Origin of the sequence: Mesorhizobium sp. CAU 1732, assembly GCF_039888675.1 — a bacterium.
Classification (GTDB): domain Bacteria; phylum Pseudomonadota; class Alphaproteobacteria; order Rhizobiales; family Rhizobiaceae; genus Aerobium.
Genome location: NZ_JBDQQR010000003.1, coordinates 116,964 through 137,664 on the forward strand (window position 1 = coordinate 116,964; position 20,701 = coordinate 137,664).

16 protein-coding genes and 1 tRNA gene are annotated in these 20,701 nt (G+C 63.5%); 8 read left to right on the forward strand and 9 right to left on the reverse strand.

The window, feature by feature from the left end; translation table 11 throughout:
- Nucleotides 1–156: 156 nt before the first annotated feature.
- Genes AAFN55_RS22250 through AAFN55_RS22265 form a run of 4 tightly spaced genes read left to right on the forward strand, consistent with a single transcriptional unit; the run spans nucleotide 157 to nucleotide 6,971 of the window.
- Nucleotides 157–1,164, forward strand: a complete 1,008-nt coding sequence (locus tag AAFN55_RS22250; RefSeq protein ID WP_347801180.1) for a MoxR family ATPase — start codon at nucleotides 157–159, stop codon at nucleotides 1,162–1,164.
- The gene (locus tag AAFN55_RS22255) at nucleotides 1,164–2,072 is read left to right on the forward strand and encodes a DUF58 domain-containing protein (RefSeq protein WP_347801181.1); all 909 of its coding nucleotides are present in this window, start codon (nucleotides 1,164–1,166) and stop codon (nucleotides 2,070–2,072) included. Before AAFN55_RS22250 ends, AAFN55_RS22255 begins: the two co-directional genes overlap by 1 nt.
- Entirely contained in the window at nucleotides 2,072–4,897 is a 2,826-nt protein-coding gene (locus AAFN55_RS22260; RefSeq protein WP_347801182.1) for a DUF4159 domain-containing protein, read from the forward strand. Before AAFN55_RS22255 ends, AAFN55_RS22260 begins: the two co-directional genes overlap by 1 nt.
- 1 nt (nucleotide 4,898) lies before the next feature.
- Nucleotides 4,899–6,971, forward strand: coding sequence for a hypothetical protein (locus tag AAFN55_RS22265; RefSeq protein WP_347801183.1), 2,073 nt, complete (start codon nucleotides 4,899–4,901; stop codon nucleotides 6,969–6,971).
- A 19-nt stretch (nucleotides 6,972–6,990) separates the two neighbouring features.
- Here the strand turns inward: AAFN55_RS22265 and AAFN55_RS22270 are convergent, their stop codons facing one another.
- A complete protein-coding gene (locus AAFN55_RS22270) occupies nucleotides 6,991–7,539 on the reverse strand; it encodes an N-acetyltransferase (RefSeq protein ID WP_347801184.1) in 549 nt (182 codons plus the stop codon).
- Between the two features lie 268 nt (nucleotides 7,540–7,807).
- Here AAFN55_RS22270 and AAFN55_RS22275 point away from each other — a divergent pair, with 268 nt between their 5' ends.
- Nucleotides 7,808–8,797, forward strand: a complete 990-nt coding sequence (locus AAFN55_RS22275; protein WP_347801185.1) for a glutathione S-transferase family protein — start codon at nucleotides 7,808–7,810, stop codon at nucleotides 8,795–8,797.
- Nucleotides 8,798–8,810: 13 nt separating this feature from the next.
- Here AAFN55_RS22275 and AAFN55_RS22280 read toward each other — a convergent pair whose 3' ends face one another.
- Entirely contained in the window at nucleotides 8,811–9,311 is a 501-nt protein-coding gene (locus AAFN55_RS22280) for an NUDIX domain-containing protein (protein ID WP_347801186.1), read from the reverse strand.
- Between the two features lie 146 nt (nucleotides 9,312–9,457).
- Between AAFN55_RS22280 and AAFN55_RS22285 the strand changes: the two genes are divergently transcribed.
- Nucleotides 9,458–10,369, forward strand: a complete 912-nt coding sequence (locus tag AAFN55_RS22285; RefSeq protein ID WP_347801187.1) for a metallophosphoesterase — start codon at nucleotides 9,458–9,460, stop codon at nucleotides 10,367–10,369.
- 6 nt (nucleotides 10,370–10,375) lie between these two features.
- On the opposite strand, the gene AAFN55_RS22290 is transcribed toward AAFN55_RS22285, so the two are convergent.
- From AAFN55_RS22290 to AAFN55_RS22310, 5 genes are all read right to left on the reverse strand, one after another.
- Nucleotides 10,376–10,975, reverse strand: a complete 600-nt coding sequence (locus tag AAFN55_RS22290; protein WP_347801188.1) for a hypothetical protein — start codon at nucleotides 10,973–10,975, stop codon at nucleotides 10,376–10,378.
- A gap of 97 nt (nucleotides 10,976–11,072) precedes the next feature.
- Complete coding sequence (locus AAFN55_RS22295) at nucleotides 11,073–11,840, reverse strand: alpha/beta fold hydrolase (protein WP_347801189.1); 768 nt, start codon at nucleotides 11,838–11,840, stop codon at nucleotides 11,073–11,075.
- Between the two features lie 78 nt (nucleotides 11,841–11,918).
- Nucleotides 11,919–13,646 carry a hypothetical protein gene (locus tag AAFN55_RS22300; protein WP_347801190.1) on the reverse strand — a complete coding sequence of 576 codons (1,728 nt, stop codon included), beginning with the start codon at nucleotides 13,644–13,646 and terminating at the stop codon, nucleotides 11,919–11,921.
- A 144-nt stretch (nucleotides 13,647–13,790) separates the two neighbouring features.
- Nucleotides 13,791–15,455, reverse strand: coding sequence for a 2-isopropylmalate synthase (gene leuA / locus AAFN55_RS22305; protein ID WP_347801465.1), 1,665 nt, complete (start codon nucleotides 15,453–15,455; stop codon nucleotides 13,791–13,793).
- 438 nt (nucleotides 15,456–15,893) lie between these two features.
- Nucleotides 15,894–17,024: a 5-methyltetrahydropteroyltriglutamate--homocysteine S-methyltransferase gene (locus AAFN55_RS22310; protein ID WP_347801191.1), complete on the reverse strand. Its 1,131-nt coding sequence runs from the start codon at nucleotides 17,022–17,024 to the stop codon at nucleotides 15,894–15,896.
- Nucleotides 17,025–17,222: 198 nt separating this feature from the next.
- On the opposite strand from AAFN55_RS22310, the gene AAFN55_RS22315 reads away from it, so the two are divergent.
- Nucleotides 17,223–18,254 carry a TRAP transporter substrate-binding protein gene (locus AAFN55_RS22315; RefSeq protein WP_347801192.1) on the forward strand — a complete coding sequence of 344 codons (1,032 nt, stop codon included), beginning with the start codon at nucleotides 17,223–17,225 and terminating at the stop codon, nucleotides 18,252–18,254.
- Between the two features lie 291 nt (nucleotides 18,255–18,545).
- Nucleotides 18,546–18,622: transfer RNA gene (locus AAFN55_RS22320), tRNA-Arg, on the forward strand.
- Nucleotides 18,623–18,763: 141 nt separating this feature from the next.
- Here AAFN55_RS22320 and AAFN55_RS22325 read toward each other — a convergent pair.
- Nucleotides 18,764–19,726, reverse strand: coding sequence for an oligopeptide/dipeptide ABC transporter ATP-binding protein (locus tag AAFN55_RS22325; RefSeq protein WP_347801466.1), 963 nt, complete (start codon nucleotides 19,724–19,726; stop codon nucleotides 18,764–18,766).
- Nucleotides 19,723–20,700, reverse strand: a complete 978-nt coding sequence (locus AAFN55_RS22330) for an ABC transporter ATP-binding protein (protein WP_347801467.1) — start codon at nucleotides 20,698–20,700, stop codon at nucleotides 19,723–19,725. Before AAFN55_RS22330 ends, AAFN55_RS22325 begins: the two co-directional genes overlap by 4 nt.
- Nucleotide 20,701 lies beyond the last annotated feature (1 nt).

Here is a 20,701-nt window from a genome sequence, read left to right on the forward strand (position 1 = left end):
ACTGTTGTTCCGCTTGTCAGCCTTGGTCAGTGTTTTAAGTTGAGCGCGAGCGCACCGCCTAAAGGGCGCGAGTCGCGACCTGGAAGCAAGGCTTGCCGGGGCCGGATGTGAATGGCCTCGTGATATGCTCTCGCAAAACGAGGATCCGGAAGCCCAATGAGTGTGATGATCAAGGAACCCGCCCTCAGCGAAACGCAGATGATCGCGGAGGCCGAAAAGGCACTTGCCGACATCTCGACGATCCGCGACGCGGTGGGCAAGGTCATCTTCGGCCAGGAAAGCGTGGTCGAGCGCACGCTTGTGGCGATTCTGGCGGGCGGCCATGCCCTTCTTGTCGGCGTGCCGGGCCTCGCAAAGACCAAGCTGGTGGAGACATTGGGCACCGTGCTCGGCCTCGATGGCCGCCGCATCCAGTTCACGCCCGATCTGATGCCGTCCGATATTCTCGGCTCGGAAGTGATGGAGCAGGACGAGACCGGCCGGCGTTCCTTCCGCTTCATTCCCGGACCGATTTTCGGCCAGTTGCTGATGGCCGACGAGATCAACCGCGCATCGCCGCGCACGCAATCCGCTCTGCTGCAATCGATGCAGGAATATCATGTGACGGTGGCCGGCCAGCGGCACGACCTTCCCGCGCCGTTCCATGTGCTGGCGACACAGAATCCGCTTGAGCAGGAAGGCACCTACCCGCTTCCCGAGGCGCAGCTCGACCGCTTCCTGATGCAGGTCGATATCCTCTATCCAGATCTAGCTGCCGAACGGCGCATCCTTCTGGAAACCACCGGCACGGACAATGCGACGGCGGAAAACGTGTTCACGGCCGAACGCCTGCGCGAAATCCAGACGCTGATCCGGCGCATGCCTGTTCCCGAGAGTGTGGTCGAGGCGATACTCACGCTTGTCCGTTCTGCGCGGCCGGGTCAGGGCAATGCGGAAACCGACAAGCACGTCTCGTGGGGTCCCGGCCCGCGCGCCAGCCAGGCGCTTACGCTCTGCGCCCGTGCCCGCGCTCTGTATGACGGACGCCTCGCGCCCTCGGTCGACGACGTGCGCGCGCTGGCGGAACCCGTCCTGCAGCACCGCATGGCTCTGACCTTTGCCGCTCGGGCGGAAGGCGTGAGCGTACGAGACGTCGTAGCGCAACTGGCGCGAGCCGCCGGCTGATGGCGCAGATCGGCGAGGCGGTCGCTCAGGTAGCCTCGCGCGACGCGCTAGCCCGTGCGCGCCTTCGCGCATCGCTGGTGCCCGACCTGCTGGTCGAGGCAAGACGCGTCGTCAACACGGTGATCGCCGGCTGGCATGGCCGCCGCAAACGCGGCATCGGCGAGAATTTCTGGCAGTTCAGGCCCTATGTCGACGGCGAAGCCGTATCGAACATCGACTGGCGCCGCTCCGCACGCGACGACCATATCTACATCCGCGACAAGGAATGGGAGGCCGCCCATACGGTCTGGCTGTGGGCCGACCCGTCTCCGTCGATGCTCTACAAATCGCAAGGCGCATCCGTCTCGAAGGAATCGCGCGCGCTGGTGCTCGTTCTGGCGCTTGCCGAATTGCTGTCGCGCAGCGGCGAACGCATCGCCTGGCCTGGGCTCACTGACCCGTTCAGCGCGCGCAACGGCGCGGAGCGGCTGGCATCGCATTTGCTCCACGCGAGCACCCTCGCAGCAAAGCCGGATTTACGGCCGCTGCGCCGTTTCAGCGACATGGTCATCGCCGGTGATTTCCTCGATCCGGTCGAGGAAACGCAAGAATGGCTCGATCCACTCGCAAGGCGCGGCGTGCGCGCGCATCTGATTGAAATTGCCGATCCCGCCGAGGAAACCTTCCCCTATTCCGGCCGCACAGAGTTCCGCGACCCTGAAACCGGTGAGCGTTTGACCGCGGGTCGCGCCGAAACGGTGTCGCAGGACTACCGCAACCTCTACGCGGCCCGCAGGCATGAACTCGCATCGTGGTGCGCAAAGCTCGGCTGGAGCTACACGGTCAATCACACCGACCGCCTCGCCTCCGACGCCTTGGTCAAGGTGCACATGGCGATGACCGCCGACGCACGGGCTGGGGGCCGCTGATGGGCTGGCTGCCATTTTCCTTCGGCTTCCCCGCGATCCTGTTCGGCCTGCTTGCTCTGCCGGCGATCTGGTGGCTGCTGCGGCTCACGCCGCCGAAGCCTCAGATCGAAGTGTTTCCGCCGCTGCGCATACTGGCGCGCGTGCTGAAGAAGGAAGAGACGCCGCATCAGAGCCCGTGGTGGCTTACGTTGCTGCGCTTGCTGATGGCGGCTCTGATCATCTTCGCGCTGGCCGACCCGGTGCTGAACCCCCGCGAGGCGACGCCGACCGGCGGCAGCGCCGTGGCCATCGTCATGGACAATGGCTGGGCCAGCGCATCGGACTGGGACGTGAGGATCGCTACGGCCGAACGCTTCATCAACGATGCGGATGAGGCAGGCGCGCCCATCGTTCTGGCCTTCACGGCGGAGCACGCCAACGAGGATATCGGCCCCTTCGACGCCGGCACGGCGCTGGAGAGGCTGAATGCAGCGCAGCCACGCCCGGTTCCCACCGACCGGCTGGCGACGTTCTCGCGGGTGGCTCAGACGCTCGAAGCCCTTCCCGGCGCAGCCGTCGCTGTCCTTTCCGACGGATTGTCGGCGCCCGGAGACGAGACCGCGTTTGAAAGCCTGCTCCAGGGCAGCGCGGCCAATCTGATCTGGGTCGAGCCCGCCGCACTGGCGATGATCGGCGTGAAGGATAGCGAGAACCTGCCCGAAGCCTTCAGCTTCACCGCCATTCGCCCGGCGGCCGACGCGTTGCCTCGGCAGGCAGCGGCTGCGGCCTTCGATGACAGGGGCCGCAGGATCGCGGAGACGACGCTCGCCTTTGGGGCCGGCGAAACCGAAGCCACCGGCCAGTTCCGCGTGCCCTTCGAACTACGCAACGATTTCGTGTCGATCGCCGTCGACGGGCAGGAACAGGCAGCAAGCGTTCGGGTGCTCGACGAGAATTCCCGCCGCCGCCGCGTCGGCCTCATCTCGCAATCGGAGGCGGATCAGGCGCAGCCGCTCCTGTCGCCGCTCTATTACATCCGCCGCGCGCTCGAACCGTTCTCCGACCTCGTCGAGGCGTCGAGCCCGGATCTCGCCGAGGCGATCCCGCAAATCCTCGAGCAGCGGCCAGCGATGATCGTCATGGCAGACGTCGGCAATCTCCCCGATACCGCGCGCCAGCAGCTCATCGACTGGATGGAAGGCGGTGGAATGCTGGTTCGTTTCGCGGGTTCGCGCCTGGCCGCATCGGAGAATGACGAGGCATTGCTGCCGGTTCGCCTGCGCGTCGGCGAACGCGCGTTGGGTGGCACGCTCTCGTGGACGGAACCGCAATCGGTGACCGAATTTCCCGCCGGCAGCCCCTTTGCAGACCTCGCGCCACCGACGGAGGTGACGGTGACCCGGCAGGTTCTGGCCGAGCCGACATCCGACATCGTCGAGCGGACCTGGGCAAACCTCGCCGACGGGACGCCATTGGTCACCGGCGCGCCGCGTGGCGACGGGACGCTCGTGCTCTTCCACGTGACGCCGGAAGCGACATGGTCGAATCTGCCGATTTCGGGTACGTTCGTCGAGATGCTTCGCCGTATCGTCCAACTGTCGCGCAATCAGGGTCGCATCGACGCGAGCGCCGATGGCGCGGCCGGATCGCTTGCGCCCTACCGCATGATCGCGGCTGACGGCCAGTTGGTCCCGCCTGGTCCCGACGCCCGCCCGCTCGTCATCAGTGCGGCCCCGGCCGTGACGATCGAAAACCCGCCGGGCCTCTACGGAACCGAGGAAGGCGTGGTCGCGCATAATCTGCTTGCCGAAGATGCCCGGTTCGAGCCGATCGTTCGCCCCGATACGACGCTTCCCGTCACGCAGGCGAGTTACGCGTTCGACGAGGCGATAAACCTCAAGGGCTGGCTGGTCGCGGCCGCGCTCGCGTTCATGGTGCTGGATACGCTGGCGGTGTTCTGGATGGGTGGCGTGATGAACCGCAGGCGCAGGCCCGGATCGCGCGCGACAGCGACCGCTGCGACGGTGGCAGCGTTAGTCCTTGCGGGCGGCATCGTGATGTCGGGCTCGGCACAGGCGCAGGACGCACAGCCGGGTGACGCGGAAGCCATCGCCGCGATCTCCCAGACCCGCATCGGTTATGTGCTGACCGGGAACAGCTCGATCGACGCGACAAGCCGCGCCGGCCTTGCCGGCCTGTCGCGATACCTGGTCGAAAAGACCGCGCTCGAGCCGGGCGATCCCGCCGGCGTCGATATCGAAACCGACGAACTCGCCTTCTATCCGCTGATCTACTGGCCGATCGACGAGAATGGCACGCTGCCATCCGAGGCAGCACTCGCCCGCGTCGATGCCTATATGCAGCAGGGCGGCACGGTTCTCTTCGACACGCGCGATCAATATTCCACCGGCTTCGATTCGAGCTCCGCCAGCCCGTCCACGGCCCGGCTGCGCGAAATCCTCGCCAACATGAACGTGCCGCCGCTCGAACCGGTGCCGCCGGATCACGTCCTGACGAAGACCTTCTTCATCATGCCCGATTTTCCCGGGCGGTTTGCGGGAAGCCCCCTTTGGGTCGAGGCATCGCTCGACGCGACGAATGTCGACAACAGGCCGGTGCGCACAGGCGATGGCGTCAGCCCGATCATGATCACCGCCAACGATCTCGCGGGCGCGTGGGCCATCGATGCCAGCGGCAGCCCGATGTATCCGACAGTGCCGTCTGACCCGATGCAGCGCATCTACGCCATGCGCGGCGGCGTCAACATCATGATGTACATGCTCACCGGCAACTACAAATCCGATCAGGTTCACGTGCCCGTCCTCCTCGAACGGCTGGGGCAGTGAGATGAATTGGTCGGTCAGTTTCGAGCCGCTCCTGTCCTGGGTCTGGACAGGCGCCGTCCTCATTCCCGTCGCCCTGATCGTACTGGCAGGGCTGGCACTGCGGCAGCGCGGGGCGTTGTTCCGGGTCGCCGCCTTTGCCGCGCTCGCGCTTGCGCTTCTCAATCCCGTCCTGCTCGACGAGCAACGCGAGCCCCTCCAGAGCGTCGTCGCGCTGATCGTCGATCGCAGCCAAAGCCAGGATATCGGCGACCGCGCTGCGGTCACTGACCGTGCCGTCGAAGACCTCCAGTCGCGGCTTGCCCGCTTCCCGCAATTCGACGTGCGCGTGGTCGAAGCCGGCCGCGCGGATGCTGCAGACGATCGGACCGAGACGCGGCTGTTCGGCGCGCTCGACAGCGCGTTTCGCGACGTACCGCCGTCGCGCGTGGCTGGTGCGATGATGGTCACGGACGGGCAGGTTCACGACGTTCCCGCCCAGCTCGAATCCATGCATGCGCCCCTGCACGTGCTGGTTACGGGCGACGAAGACGAGATGGACCGACGCATCCGGTTCGAGAAGGCGCCACGCTTCGGCATCGTCGGGCGTCCCTTGGACATGACCTACCGCGTCCTCGCCACCGACGCGGAGAGCGGCCCGGTGACGGTGCGCGTTCTGGTCAATGGCGAGCAGGTATCCGTCGAGCAGGCAGTCGTCGGCGAGGAAACACCGTTGCAGTTCGTGCTTCCCAATGCCGGTCGCAACATCGTCGAACTCGCGATCGAAACCGCGCCGGGCGAACTCACCGACACCAACAACCGCACGATCGCCGTGGTCGACGGCATTCGCGAGAATCTCCGCGTCCTGCTCGTTTCGGGCGAGCCGCATGCCGGTGAGCGCACATGGCGCAACCTGTTGAAGTCCGACGCGTCGGTCGATCTCGTCCACTTCACCATCCTGCGCCCGCCGGAAAAGCAGGACGGCACGCCGATTAACGAGCTGTCACTGATCGCCTTTCCCACGCGCGAGCTCTTCGTGGAGCGGATCAACGATTTCGACCTGATCATCTTTGATCGCTACCAGCATCGCGACGTGCTGCCGATCCTCTATTACGATTACATCGCCGAATATGTGGAGAATGGCGGCGCGTTGCTTATCGCGGCAGGTCCGGAATATGCGGGCAGCCAGTCGATCTCGCGCACACCCCTCATGTCCGCTTTGCCCGCGATGCCGACCGGCAACGTCATCGAGGAAGCGTTCTATCCGCGCCTGACGGAACTCGGGCAACGCCACCCTGTGACACGCGGACTTGAGGGATCGGCTGCCGAACCGCCGCAATGGAGCCGTTGGTTCCGCCTGATCGACATCGAGAACCCGACCGGCGAGGTCGTGATGGACGGCCCCGGAGACCGCCCGCTTCTCGTGCTCAACCGCAAGGGCGAGGGCCGCGTCGGCATGCTTCTGTCCGATCAAGGCTGGCTGTGGGCGCGCGGCTTCGAGGGCGGCGGACCGCACGTCTCGCTCTACCGCCGCATGGCGCACTGGCTGATGAAGGAGCCCGAGCTGGAGGAAGAGCGCCTCACGGCCGAGGGCCGCGGCATGACGCTCGACATCGCGCGCCAGACCATGAGCGAGGACCCCGGCCAGGCCACCGTCATTTCGCCCTCGGGCCAGACGCTCAACGTGACGTTGTCGGCAACGTCGCCCGGCCTCTTCACCGGCAGTGTCGAGACGGACGAAATCGGCCTCTACCAGATCGGAAACGGCGATCTGACCGCACTCGCCCATGTCGGTCCGATCAATGCGCCCGAATTTCAGGACACCGTGTCCACGACCGAAGTTCTCCGCCCGACAGCCGAGGCAACCGGCGGCAGCGTGCGGCGTCTCCAGCAGACGGTGACGGGCGGGGTCGGCGTGCCGAACGTCGTACCGATCCGCGCGGGCGGGCAGCCCTCGGGACGCGACTGGATCGGCCTCCAGACCACCAATGACAGCACGCTGCGCTCGGTCAGTCGCACGCCGCTGTTCGGTGGTTTCTTCGGCCTGGCCTTGCTACTGATGGCGATGGGTTCGATGTGGTATCGCGAAGGGCGCTGACGATCGTCAGCGCTCTTGTTCAGGCGACGTCGCGCCTGGGTTCCACGCTCCGATTGCCGGCAACTACATCGGCATGCACCACATTGCCAGCAAAGCTATCCAGCGAACCGGCTTGAAGTTCGGCCGCCAAGAGCCGCCTGGGGTCGACCGGGCGCGGCATCACCACCTGGCCGAACGGCACGACCTTCGAAAAGCCGAGCGGGGCATAATAGGGCGCATCGCCGACGAGCAGAACGAGCCTGCAGCCATCCTTGCGGGCGGCATCGAGCGCGATGGCCACGAGGCGCTTTCCGATCCCAAGGTTCTTGTATGCGGGTCGCACGGCGAGCGGGCCCAGCAGAAGCGCCCTGCCCTCGCCAGCAGCGACCTCCGTCATGCGGACGGAGGCGATGACCTTGCCGTCTACGATGGCGACGAACGACAGGTCCCGGCGATGCGGTCCGCCCTCGCGGATCTTGTAGGCCGCGCGTGCAAACCGGCCCGGCCCGAAGGCTTCGGCGTTGATGTCTTCGATTTCAAGGTCGTGCGCGGCAGTCTCGGGCGCGTAGGCCACGTCGGCGGTGCTCATGGTGTCAATCCGGGTTCAGGCTGGAAGAATGGTCTGCGCGGCTGCGCCGCAACGCCACCAGGGGCGTCTCAGCTCATTCGTCGTCGCTCGAAGCGGATGATCATTGCCATGGTTCTCCCGCCGGAAATCCGGCTGAAAATTCCGCTACCATCAAAGATGTGCGCCTGCAATCGGAGATTTTTCCCGCCGTGACGAACTGTTCAGCACTGGAGACGTTTTGCCCGACGTGAAGAGCCCCTAGATAGGAACGAACACAAGGAGCGAGACGATGGGCCTTCTGGTCGACGGCATCTGGAAGAACGAATGGTACGACACCTCCAAGAGCGGCGGGAAGTTCGTTCGCTCGCAGTCGCAGTTTCGTGACTGGATCACCAGGGACGGAACACCGGCCGAGGGGCGCGAGCGCGGCTTCAAGGCGGAGCCGGGCCGTTACCACCTCTATGTTTCGCTTGCCTGTCCGTGGGCCCACCGCACACTGATCGTCCGCAAGCTCAAGAAGCTCGAGGACGTCATCTCGGTCGATGTCGTGCACCATTTCATGGGCGAAAACGGCTGGACGTTCGTGAAGGAAGACGGCGCGACGGGCGATACTCTGTACGACAGCGCGTTCCTGCACCAGATATACACGCGGGCCGATCCGACCTATTCCGGCCGTGTGACCGTGCCCGTCCTGTGGGACAAGAAGGAGCAGACGATCGTCTCGAACGAGTCCGCCGAGATCATCCGCATGCTGAACTCGGCCTTCGACGAATGGGGTGATGCGTCCGTCGATCTTTGGCCTTCACACCTTAGAAGCGACATCGACGCGATCAACGACCGCATCTATCCGTCGATCAACAACGGCGTCTATCGCGCCGGCTTTGCCACCAAGCAAGGTGCGTACGAGGAGGCATTCGACGAGCTTTTCGATGCGATGGACGAGATGGAACGCCGCCTTTCCCGGAGCCGCTACCTTGTCGGAGATCGCATGACGGAGGCCGACTGGCGGTTCTTTACCACCTTGATCCGCTTCGACGCGGTCTATTACGCGCACTTCAAGTGCAATCTGCGCCGTGTCGCCGATTATCCCAACCTGTCGAACTACCTGCGCGATCTCTATCAGGTGCCGGGTGTCGCGGAGACGGTCAACATGCTGCACATCAAGGCGCACTACTACGCCAGCCATGAGACCGTGAACCCGACGCGCATCATTCCAAAGGGTCCGGAACTCGACTTCACGTCGGCGCATGATCGCGACAGGTTCAAGAAGGCAGCCTGACGCGGCGGGTGTCCTACCAGTAGGCGTCGGCCGGCTTGCCTTCGAAGATTTCGGCAAGCCGCCGGCGCGTCGCCGGGCTGGTCTCGTCCGGCAGGGAATCGAGACTGAAGAAACCCGCCTCCGCGATCTCCATGTCCGGTGTCTTCGGCGAGGTCTGGCGATAGGATTTGACCAGATAGAGCGCGACATGGTCTCGCCGGCTGACATTGCGGTTGAAATGCAGTGATTTGAGCAGCGCCGGCGTGCCGTCGAGGACGATGTTGCCCTCTTCCTCGAGTTCGCGCGCCAGCGCCTCATACGCCGTTTCACCAGCCTCCACGCCGCCGCCGGGCAACTGCCATCCCGGCACGTAGGTATGGCGGATGAGAAAGACCGCGTTCGCAGCTTCGTCATAGACCACGCCGCGCACGCCAAACGTCATCGGACGGCGCAGCACGAACCAAAGATGAAAGAGCCTGGTGCGCAATCGGCGCCACAGCGGCTCGCGCATGAAGTGAGGCAGATCGTCGCTCATGGATGCTCGTCGCGGTTGGTGCGTCGCCCGAAAGCGGGTTCGCGGAAGGCTGGTCGGCGATCTGGCCGAAGGAACAAAGGCGCGCGGCTTCGATTTCTTTCGAAATGCGGTTCCCACCCTTCGGAGGGATGCTCTAAAGAAACAGTATGTTCAGGCTCGCCCATCTCTCAGACATCCATCTCGGCCCGCTGCCCGACCTAGCCTATCGCGATCTCATCACCAAGCGCATAACCGGCTACATCAACTGGCGCCGAAACCGCCGTGCAAACCTGCATGAAGGCGTGATCGACCAGATCGTGGACGACATCAAGGCGCAAGCGCCCGACCACATCGCGGTGTCGGGCGACCTGATGAACCTTGCACTGTCCGGTGAAGTTGAGCTTTCGCGGCTTTGGCTCGAAGAGCTCGGCCCCGGAAACGACGTCTCCGTCATCCCCGGCAATCATGACGCCTATGTTCCCGGCGCGCTGGACAAGGCGTGCGCGGCATGGGGACCATGGATGCACGGCGACGGGATGCACCGCTCCGCTCGACGCGGCGAGTTCCCCTATATGCGCGTGCGCGGCCCCATGGCGCTGATCGGCGTCTCCTCGGCGCGTGCCACCGCGCCTTTTCTGGCAAGTGGCTTCTTCGGCGAGAAGCAGGCGGACCGTCTCGGCACCCTTCTCGACGAGGCTCACGAGCGCGATCTCTGCCGTGTCATCATGATCCACCACCCGCCGGTGCGTGGCGCGGCAGCATCCCACAAGCGCCTGCTCGGCATCGGACGGTTTCAGGACACGATGCGCAGGCACGGCGCCGAGCTCGTTCTGCACGGGCACACGCATCTGCCCACGACATATCGCATTGATGGGCGGCACGGTTCTGTGCCCGTCGTGGGCGTGGCCGCCGCCGGCCAGGGGCCGAAAGGCAGCCATCCGGCCGGGCAGTACAACATGATCGGGATTGGTGGCGAGGCGGGCGCGTGGAACATTTCGCTGACGCGGCGCGGTCTGTCCGACACCAACGCCGCCGTTCATACGATTACGACCGAGCAGCTTTCGGGCGAGCCCGGCTGACCGTCGTCAGGCCGTCTGCATCCATGCGAGAAACAGGATCGCACCGACGCCGAACAGGCCGCCCATGATGATCATGGCCACGCCCCGCAAGACCGACGATCCGCGCTTCGCAGGCACCTGCGGTGCTTCCAGGCGAGCCGGGCTATCCGCTTTCGTCGGCGTGTGGATCACCACAGGAATGCTGTCGCCCTCAAGAATCCTGCGGCGCTCGATGACCCGTTCCGCGATGTAGCGCGTGACCTGCTCCGCGACGGGCTTGAGGTCGGATGATTCCGCCAAAACGACGCGGCCAAGCCGCGTGTCGCGCAGGAAGCGATAGGTGCGACGGTCGCGCGCCATGGTGACGTGCGCAACGGAATCGATCCACAGGCGAGGCTGCGAGCCGGTTGAGATCGCGAGGTCGAAACGATCGTCATCCACCGGAATGTCGGCGAACACAGGTCCAAGGTCTTCAGCCAGAAGCTCGAGACGCGTGCGCTGCGCTTCACGGATATCGACAACGACGTCGTCGCGATCGGCGACAGCGTTCTTCATGTCGCGTATCGCGTCGGCGAGCCGGCTTTCAGGCTTTGTGGCGAATGCGGATTTCTCGACTGGCTCGCTCATCGCTCGCCTCCTGGGTGTGGTTAATCGTTGATTAACACAGCGCGCAGGCAAAATCACGGCAATCGTGGAGATTGCGCACCGGGTTTCACGGTCGCACTCAGACCGCGTCCCCGGCAGCGATCGTCCGCTCCACGATGCGGATCACCGCGTCCGACGCTTCCTCCGGCAACATGTGGCCGAGGTCCGGGAAGACATGCACCGCGAACTGCGGCGGCAGGCTCCGGGCGTGCCGCACCGGCAGGACATTGTCGATCTCGCCCCACGCGACCGTAACCGGCATGTCGAGCGCATCAAGCTTCTCACGCGGGAGTTGCCCCTGGCGACCATCGCGCACGAGTCCGCGCGCGATGGTCTTCAGTATGTCGAGCTGACCCGGCGCGGAGCGCATGGTGAGCGCCCTCGCCAGGGCCTCGTCCGTGACCGGCGACATCCAGCCATGGAGCGCTTCGAGGCACGGCAGCAGCGTTTCGGCCGTGTCCGCGGCAGCGACGCGGCTCAAGAGGCGATGGTTGATCTCGGGCCCGAACCCGCCCGGCGCGAGCAGTGTGAGCGACGCGACCCGCGGAGCGTCGAGAATCGCGATCAGCGCCGCGATCGCGCCACCCATCGAGTGACCGACCAGATGCGCGCGCTCGATGCCGCGCGCTTGGAGATCCTGGATGATGGCATCGGCCGCGCGCTTTGCCGGTCCCGCATCGGGAAAATTCGACGATCGCCCATGGCCGGGAAGGTCGTAAGCAAGTGTCTGCCGCGCGCGCGATATCTCGGCCTGGATGGTCCCCCACACCGCGTGGCTTCCCGCAAAGCCGTGAAGAAACACGACCGGCGTCCCGCCCTCGCCCTGTTGATGCGCGAAAAGATCCATGTCGTTTTGCTCCCCCGAATCCGTCTAACAGGTGGGACGGTTTCATGAAGCGCGGCGCGCGTAAAGCGATAGCGACCGTCAGCTTGCTCCGATGAGCCCCGCTTCGCGCAGCGATTGAACAAGGCGCACGGACATGTCCTGCGGGTAATTGCCCTTCCTGAAGAAACCTTCTGGATTGGCTGCAAAAGCCGAATTTCCTTCCCGTAACGCGGACAGAAGCGCCTTCGCTTCGGTTTCGTCCCGATGCGCCTTCGCCACGACCAGACGGGCCGCGATGTAATGTGCCCGCTTGCTCGCACCGAGAGGACTCAGCGCATCCGCGGCGGCTTGCATGTCACCCAGCATGAAATGCCCGAGAAACAGTCCGTAGTCCCACCATGTCGGGTGCGCGCTGGCGGACGATACCGCGCGCTGCAATATGGGCGTACCCTCCTCGTACCTGCCGGCAAAGATAAGCGCATAGCCGTAGGATGCGGCCATGCCCAGATCGAACGTATTCAACTCGTAGGCTTTGCGCATCCAGCGCAATGACTCGTCCGGGCTGGCCGTGCGCGACAGCACATATCCCATCGAGCGATGCGCGTTGGCGCTGTTCGGTGCCAGTTGAACCGCGTTGCGCGCATGGGCCAGCGCCTGTTCTACCGACGGGTCTGGCGGATAGGTGAAGTTGCCAAGCACAGCCTGCATCTCAAGCGAGGCCAGTTCCGAAAACACCAGCGGCGACGTGACGCCGGAGGCGATCGCATCCTCCAGGCATCGATACGCCGCACGATGCGCGCTCGGCTTCTGGTCGCGGTAGTAGCGTTCATTGAGGTCGAGGCACCGAACGAGCAGAGATGACGAACCGTCATTCGCAAGGCTCGTGTAGATCGCGCCGGACACAGGCACGACCGACGACAGGAGGTCCGCCACCTGATTCGTGGTCGCAGACTGGTCTTCCGGCAAGGCATGGATCGTGCGCGACAGCAGGACCTTTCCGCTCGCGACGTTTGCGAGTTCCAAATGCACCTCGCCCGCATCGTCGCCGGGCTTCACTTCGAAAACGAAATCCGTCCGGCGATGGGTTTTCTCGGGGCCGGGCGGCCTGCCGATGAAGGTGATGGAATCGAAACCGGACAATCCGCGTCGCAGCGTCTCCGAGACACGGTTCACGACGTCGGCGGCGGCGCTCGCATTCAAATAGACGGAGGGAACGAGATCGAACGAGACGGTTCCTGTCTGTTCGTCCTTGGCTATGCCGGCCTCTGCCTGCGCTGTCGCACTCCCTGGCGGGTTTGCAAAGCGGAAGCCGAAGGCTCCGAGGAGCACGAGTGACAGCGCAACCGCTGCGAGAGCGACGTTGCGGCCACGCCGCATCAGATACGAGGGCAGTGTTCCGGCTGGTCGAACCGTATCGTGCTGAGGCTCTAAAGCCGCCTCAGGGGCGACGGGGCGATCCGGCTCCACGCGCCGCGCTTCGTCGCCCTCGCACGCGTGATAGTCGGGAACGTAGCTTCCTCTGGGAATGCTGATCCGCAGCGGGTCTCGAGCGCCCGCGCCCGCATAATGCTGATCCAGAAGATCGCGAAGCCGCCCGGCCTGCACGCGAACGACCGTGTCCGTGGCGGGATCGAACGTTTCCGCCTTGCCGAAGACATCGACAGCTATCGAAAAGCCCTTCAGGCGATCTGCGTGTCCCGCAAGATCCTGATCGACAATATAGGTCAGCAGCGCGCGGGCGCGTTCGGAACGAGCGAAAGTCTCGCTCGAAAGAACACGGCCAAGCGCATCGCGAACCTGTTCGGCGGGGGGCAAAGTGCGCCGCAAGCTCGACCTTCCTTCAGTGGTCGGTAAAGAGAGGGCACTTTACGGAACGCGCGACGCATCACAAGGCGTCTGTCGCGATGAACAGGGAATGTCGGCGCAACCCATTGTTGCGCCGACTGAAAAAAATCGTGGATAAACGGCCGGCTAGCGAAGAATGCGATTGGCCGCCGAGACAACCGCTTCCAGCGATGCCGCCACGATGTTGGTGTTGATCCCCGCACCGAAAATCCGGCCCGCTGGATGCTCCACCTCCATGTAGGAGATCGCCGCCGCGTTCGAACCGCGCTGCATGGAATGCTCCGAATAATCCAGCACCGACAGGTCGACGCCGAGATGGCGCGACAGCGCATCGACGAATCCGTCGATCGGACCGGTGCCGGAGCCGGAAATCCTGACCTCCTTGCCACCATCCACGATTACCGCCTCGACGAGCCGACGTCCCTTCTGCTCGGTATCCGGATAGGTGTTGTGGTCCACGAACTTGAGGCGAGCACCGGGCTGGTCGACATAGATTTCGAGAAACCGCTCGTAGATGCGCTTGGCAGACACCTCTTTGCCCTCGGAATCCGAAATTTGCTGGATCACCTGGCTGAATTCCACCTGCAGGTTGCGCGGCAGGTTCAAGCCGTAATCCGCACTGAGTACGTAGGCGATACCGCCCTTGCCCGACTGCGAGTTGATGCGGATGATCGCCTCGTATGAGCGCCCGACATCCTGCGGATCGATCGGCAGGTAAGGCACTTCCCAGAGCGGCTTGTTCGCCGTCTTGATCGCCTTCATGCCCTTGTTGATCGCATCCTGATGCGAGCCGGAAAAGGCGGTGTAGACGAGCTCACCCACATAAGGATGCCGTTCCGCGATCTTCATCTGGTTCGAATACTCGTAGACATCCTTCATCCGGTTGATGTCGGTGCAATCCAGTTCGGGATCGAGACCCTGCGTGTACATATTGAGCGCCAGCGTGACGATGTCGACATTGCCGGTCCGCTCGCCATTCCCGAAAAGCGTGCCCTCGACACGATCCGCGCCCGCCATCAGGCCGAGTTCGGTCGCCGCGATGCCGGTACCGCGATCGTTGTGCGGGTGCAGCGAGATGATCAGGTTCTCCCGGTTGTCGAGCTGTCGGCACATCCATTCGATCTGGTCGGCATAGATGTTTGGCGTCGACATCTCGACCGTCGACGGCAGGTTGATGATCAGCTTGTGCTCCGCAGTCGGCTTGATCACCTCGGCCACTGCGTTGCAGATTTCCAGCGCGACCTCGAGTTCCGTACCGGTGAAGCTCTCGGGCGAGTACTCGAACCGGTATCCGCCGCCAGCCTTTGCCGCCATGTCGGCGACCATCTTGGCCGCGTCGGTCGCGATCTGCTTGATGCCCGCGACGTCCTTGGCGAACACCACGCGCCGCTGCAATTCACTGGTCGAATTGTAGAAATGCACGATCGGCGTCTTCGCGCCCTGAAGCGCCTCGAATGTGCGCGTGATCAGTTCGGGCCGGCACTGGACCAGCACCTGCAGGTCGACATCGTCGGGAATGCCGCCTTCCTCGATGCACCAGCGCGCAAAATCGAAATCGGTCTGGGAAGCCGAGGGAAAGCCGATCTCTATTTCCTTGAAGCCCATCTCCAGCAGGAGCTTGAACATCCGCTCCTTGCGGTCGTGCCCCATCGGATCGACGAGCGCCTGATTGCCGTCACGCAGATCGACCGAGCACCAGATCGGTGCCTTTTCGATGCGCTTCGACGGCCATGTGCGGTCCGCGAGATCGATCAGCGGATAAGGTTCGTACTTCTGCGAGGCGTCGGCCATGCCGCGGCGTTTTACGTTACCGATGCGGGTTTGTTCGTTCATCGTCTTTTCTCCGGCGCTCGCACGGTGATCGCATCACCGGCGCAAGCAGCGCTCTAACTGTTCATTGGTCTGTTGAGGCAAGGAGCATGGGCGCCAGCGTCGGCGGATCGACCGCCGGGCGCTCCTTCAGCGAGCCCGGCGATCGCCGCTAAGGCCGAGAAGAAGAAGCGTGGAGAAAAGCGCGCGCACGGTCTCGCCGGCAAAGGCTGCCGGACGAATGGTAGAAGGGGCGCGACGGATACTCATGCCGGCGTCAATAGCCGATGGCGCGCGAACTGGCAAGATGCGAGATGCCGCCTCTCCGCGCGCCTGGCCAGCAACTGCGGGCCGCCGGTCGTCCGGCGCCCCGCGAGGCCGGCCGCGCAGCGGCGGAACGGCCCTTGAGCGAAAACAGCCCTACTTGTCCACGCCGCCCCAGATCGTTTCCGCGGTCTTGACGACGAGATCGAGCTTTCGACGCTGGTCGTCGACGGTGATCTTGTTGCCTTCCTCGGTGGAGGCGAAACCGCATTGCGGTGCGATGCCGAGTTGGTCGATGTCCGCAAATTTCGATGCTGCGTCGAACTTGCGCTTCAAATCGTCCAGATTTTCGAGGTCGCCCGTCTTGGTGGTGATGAAGCCCGGCAGAACCCGCTTCTTGCCCTTCGGCAGCAGGCGAAGCGGATCGAGGCCGCCTGCCCGCTCGCTGTCATATTCCATGAAGTAGATATCGACGTCGGTCTGGTTGAAGATCGCGTCCGCCGCCGGATCGTAGGCTCCTTCCGCCGCATAGGTCGACTGGAAGTTGCCACGGCACATATGCATACCGATGACCATGTCGTCGGGACGGTCCTTGATCGCCTCGTGCATCATCCAGGCATAGCGCTGGATCAGCCAATCCGGATCGTCGCCCTCCGCGGCCTTCGCCGCGCGGTGCTTGGGATCGCACAGATAGGCGAAGAAGATATCATCCATCTGGAGATAGCGGCATCCCGCATCGTAGAACGCCTGCACGGCCTTGGCATAGGTCTTCGCGAGATCGGCGAAAAGCGCGTCCGGGTCCTGATACTCCTTGGGATGGATGTCGGCCTTGGCCGTACGGAAGTGGCAGCAGCTTGGTCCGGGGATCGAGATTTTCGGCGTGACCTTCGTCACCGACGCGACGTAGCGATAGTGCTCCAGCATCGGGTGGTCGGCCGGAAAATCGAGCTTTTCCTTGATGGTCGGAAAGATCGGCCGCAGCTTCACGCCATGGAACTGCACACCCTCGTCGCGCGTCTCCATGTCGAAGCCGGTCAGGTCTCCCATGAAATCATAGTGCCAGAACGAGCGGCGAATCTCACCATCCGTCACCGCCAGAAGGCCGGCTTCCTCCTGCATCCTGACGACGTCGCGGATCGCTTCGTCCTCGACCTCGCGTAATTCCTCGGCGTCGATCGCATGGTCTTCATGTAACCGCTTGCGCGCATCCTTCACCGCCTGAGGGCGCAGAAGGCTACCGACATGGTCCGCACGATAGGGTGGCTTGGCAATGGACGTGGCAGGCATGACGTCTCCTCGTAAATGCATCATGAATGATGGCGCGGGTAGCATGCAGCGGCGGCAAATGCCATCCGCCCGCGCCGCAAATGTATACATGGCGGACTGCAGGGGTAGCCGCCGAAGGCTTCACGCCATTGCCTCAAACCCCTTTTCCACAAAACAGTTCTGCTATATAACAATTCGTGTCATTCGGGAGGAAACGACATGTTGAAATTCAGGACTGCCCTGCTTGCCGCGGCCTCGCTCGCCGCGCTTACGGCAAGCTCCTTCGCGCAGGAAGTGACGCTGCGCCTTCACCAGATGCTACCGCCGCAGGCCACCATTCCCGCAAAGGCGCTGACGCCTTGGGCGGAGAAGGTGATGGCCGACTCCGGCGGTCGAATCAAGGTCGAAAAATACGACGCGATGGCGCTCGGCGGCACACCGCCGCAACTCGTCGATCAGGTATCGGACGGCGTCGTCGATCTGATCTGGACCGTCATCGGCTACACGCCGGGCCGCTTCCCGGCAACGGAGACCTTCGAGCTGCCGTTCATCATGACGACCGGAGAGGCGACCTCGAAGGCGTTCCACGAATTCTGCGAAACGCACTGCGCCGACGAGTTCAGCGGCATGCGGGTCATCGCCTGGCACACGCACGGGCCGGGCCTCATCCACTCCAAGGGACAGATCGAGAAGCTCCACGACATGCGCGGCGTGAAGATTCGCGGCGGCTCGCGCGTCATCAACCAGATGCTCGAGGCGCTGGGCGCAACGCCGGTGGGCATGCCCGTGCCGGCCGTCTCGGAATCGCTCTCAAAGGGCGTCATCGACGCCACCACCATCCCGTGGGAGGTCACGCCCTCGCTGAAAGTTTCGGAACTTGTCAAAAACCACACCGGCTTTTCCGGCGGCAACGGCCTCTACACCCAGACTTTCGTCTTCGCGATGAACCAGGCATCCTACGACAATCTGCCCGACGACCTGAAGGCAGTCATCGACGCGAATTCCGGCCTCGAGACGGCGGCCGAGTTCGGCCGCGTCATGGACGAAGGCGACAAGGCCGGCCTCAAGATCGCCGAGGATTTCAACAACAACATCATCACCCTCGACGAGGCCGAAACCGAGCGTTGGAAGGAGACCGCGTCGCCGCTGATCGACGCCTGGATCGCCGAGATGGACGGCAAGGGCATGGACGCGTCCGCGATGGTGGACGATGCGCGCGCGCTGATCGAAAAACACTCCGCGGGTCTGTAGAGCAACCCACCCGGGGATTTATAAGAGGCGGCAGCGCAACATCGGCGCCGCTTCTTTCGTGAAGCCAACGATACATGGCTCGCGATGTGAAGGCCGGCGATCGGCGTGCATCCGGTGTCGGCCAGAATGCACGGGCGGTTCGCCCCTCCGCACGCTCCGGCCTCATCGCATGTCATCATTGGTGGAATTGGACGATGACGGATGTTCAGCAGTTGAAGCCGCACCCGCCATCCTGTAAGAACCGAAGCGTCGGCGCATCGAAATGCCCGTCTGCCGGGTTTTCCCGTCAGTGCACCCGTAGCTCAGCTGGATAGAGTGTCGCCCTCCGAAGGCGAAGGTCACAGGTTCGAATCCTGTCGGGTGCGCCATTTCGGTTCAAAACTATGAACTTTTTTTTCCAGCAGGATCATCGACGCATCAAGCGCCGGATCTATCTCTCTTTGTTTGAGCATCGGAATAGCCCGAAAACCGGATTCCACCTTTCGGTCCGATACCCTGGTATTCGCATACTATAATGCGAGTGGATAATGACAGGCGACCACGCGGTTCGGATCGCCTTTCACGTCCAGAACCGGTGCGGCCAGATTGCAATCTGGCCGTGAGGTCGGGCACCGCGGATGAAAAACGCAGCCTGCTGGAATATCCATCGCATTGGGGAAGTTACCGCGCAGGCCGAGATCGGGCACGCCGCTTTCATCGTCGGGGCTGAAGACTGCGTCACGCAGCACCGCCGTATAAGGATGCTCCGGTTTCGCGAAGATTTTCTGCGTCGAACCGGCCTCTACCACTTCCCCGAGATACATCACCATCATTCGGTCGGCCATGTGCTCTATCACGGAAAGATTGTGCGAAATGAAGAGCATGGCGATGCCGTGCTCGGCGCGCAGGTCGAGCAGCAGATTGAGTATCTGCGCCTGCACGGACACATCAAGTGCGGACGTAGGCTCATCGCAGATGACGAGTTTTGGACCAGCCACGAGAGCCCGCGCAATCGCGACACGCTGACGCTGCCCGCCCGAAAGCTGGGAGGGGCTCGCCGAAAGTGCCCGCTGCGGAAGGCCTACCTGATCGGCCATTTTTTTCACGCTCTGCCGGCGTGCCTGCCGCGTTCCGACGTTGTGGACATGCAACGGAAGCGCTATCAGGTCCTCGACGGACATCGAGGGGTTGAGCGAACCGTAAGGGTCCTGAAACACGGGCTGAACGGCAAGTGCACGCTCCTTGCGTGGAAAGCTCGAGATCGGTTCGCCATCCAGAAACACTTCGCCCGAAGTCGGCGCTTCGAGACCGAGCAGTATCCGCGCTAGCGTGCTCTTGCCGCAGCCGGACTCGCCAACGACTCCGAGTATCTCGCCGGGGGCCACGCTGAGGGAGACGCCGTGCAAAGCCCTTAGCGGGGTAGCCCGGCCAAAGATGTCCCGCCTTATCGAATAGACGTGGGTGAGGTCGCGCGCTTCGAGAAGTGGTTTCATGCGCCGTGTGCTTCCTGGCTTTCCAGCGGGAGATGGCACACGACCTGTTGCCCTGCCGGAGCATGTTTGATCGGTGGAGCTTCGCTCGCGCAGATCTCCATTCGCTTTGGGCAGCGCGACAAGAACGGGCATCGCGCGTCTTCGCGGTGAAAAGCCGGCACGTTCCCGGGGATACTTGCAAGGCGACCGCTGCCAGGCTGCGAACCTTGGGGCCGCGGCACCGAAGCAATCAGACCCCTTGTATAGGGATGGGCCGGCTCCTTCAGAACGGCCTGCCGCCATCCGTGTTCCACGATGCGTCCCGCATACATCACGGCAACCCGATCGGCGATACGGGCAACGACGCCCAGATCGTGCGTGATGAATATCATGCCCATCCGCCGGGCCGTCTGCGCATCCTTGAGAAGACGGAGAATCTGGGCCTGTGTAGTCACGTCGAGCGCGGTCGTCGGCTCATCGCAGATCATCATCTCCGGTTCGCACATCAATGCCATCGCGATCAGCACGCGCTGGCGCAAGCCGCCCGAAAGCTGGTGCGGAAACTGCTTCATGCGCAAGGCCGCGTTGGTGAGACCGACACTTTCCAACATCTCGATGGCGCGATGTTGCGCCACGCGAGCGCTGCTCCCGACGTGCCGGCGATAGACCGCGCGCAGTTGGTCGCCGATCGTGAAGACGGGGTTTAGTGCCGTCATCGGCTCTTGGAATATCATCGACATGCGCCGCCCGCGCACCGCGGAAAGCTTGCTTTCCGAAAGCTTCGACAGCTCCGTATCGCCCAGCTTTAGCTCCGACGACGTCAGCTCAGCGCCGGGCGGCAAAAGCCGCATGAGGGCGAGCGCCGTCATCGACTTCCCGCAGCCCGATTCACCTACAAGACAAAGCGTTTCGCCCGCCGCCACGTCGAGGTCGACCCCGCGAACGGCTCGCAGGCGCTGGCCTTGGTCGGGAAGGCTCACATGGAGGTCGCGCACC

Bases quoted from the DNA above. Each gene is read 5' to 3' on its own strand.
- AAFN55_RS22250 (WP_347801180.1), top strand. From the start codon at position 157: ATGAGTGTGATGATCAAGGAACCCGCCCTCAGCGAAACGCAGATGATC.
- AAFN55_RS22255 (WP_347801181.1), top strand. From the start codon at position 1,164: ATGGCGCAGATCGGCGAGGCGGTCGCTCAGGTAGCCTCGCGCGACGCG.
- AAFN55_RS22260 (WP_347801182.1), top strand. From the start codon at position 2,072: ATGGGCTGGCTGCCATTTTCCTTCGGCTTCCCCGCGATCCTGTTCGGC.
- AAFN55_RS22265 (WP_347801183.1), top strand. From the start codon at position 4,899: ATGAATTGGTCGGTCAGTTTCGAGCCGCTCCTGTCCTGGGTCTGGACA.
- AAFN55_RS22270 (WP_347801184.1), bottom strand. From the start codon at position 7,539: ATGAGCACCGCCGACGTGGCCTACGCGCCCGAGACTGCCGCGCACGAC.
- AAFN55_RS22275 (WP_347801185.1), top strand. From the start codon at position 7,808: ATGGGCCTTCTGGTCGACGGCATCTGGAAGAACGAATGGTACGACACC.
- AAFN55_RS22280 (WP_347801186.1), bottom strand. From the start codon at position 9,311: ATGAGCGACGATCTGCCTCACTTCATGCGCGAGCCGCTGTGGCGCCGA.
- AAFN55_RS22285 (WP_347801187.1), top strand. From the start codon at position 9,458: ATGTTCAGGCTCGCCCATCTCTCAGACATCCATCTCGGCCCGCTGCCC.
- AAFN55_RS22290 (WP_347801188.1), bottom strand. From the start codon at position 10,975: ATGAGCGAGCCAGTCGAGAAATCCGCATTCGCCACAAAGCCTGAAAGC.
- AAFN55_RS22295 (WP_347801189.1), bottom strand. From the start codon at position 11,840: ATGGATCTTTTCGCGCATCAACAGGGCGAGGGCGGGACGCCGGTCGTG.
- leuA (WP_347801465.1), bottom strand. From the start codon at position 15,455: ATGGCCGACGCCTCGCAGAAGTACGAACCTTATCCGCTGATCGATCTC.
- AAFN55_RS22310 (WP_347801191.1), bottom strand. From the start codon at position 17,024: ATGCCTGCCACGTCCATTGCCAAGCCACCCTATCGTGCGGACCATGTC.
- AAFN55_RS22315 (WP_347801192.1), top strand. From the start codon at position 17,223: ATGTTGAAATTCAGGACTGCCCTGCTTGCCGCGGCCTCGCTCGCCGCG.
- AAFN55_RS22325 (WP_347801466.1), bottom strand. From the start codon at position 19,726: ATGAAACCACTTCTCGAAGCGCGCGACCTCACCCACGTCTATTCGATA.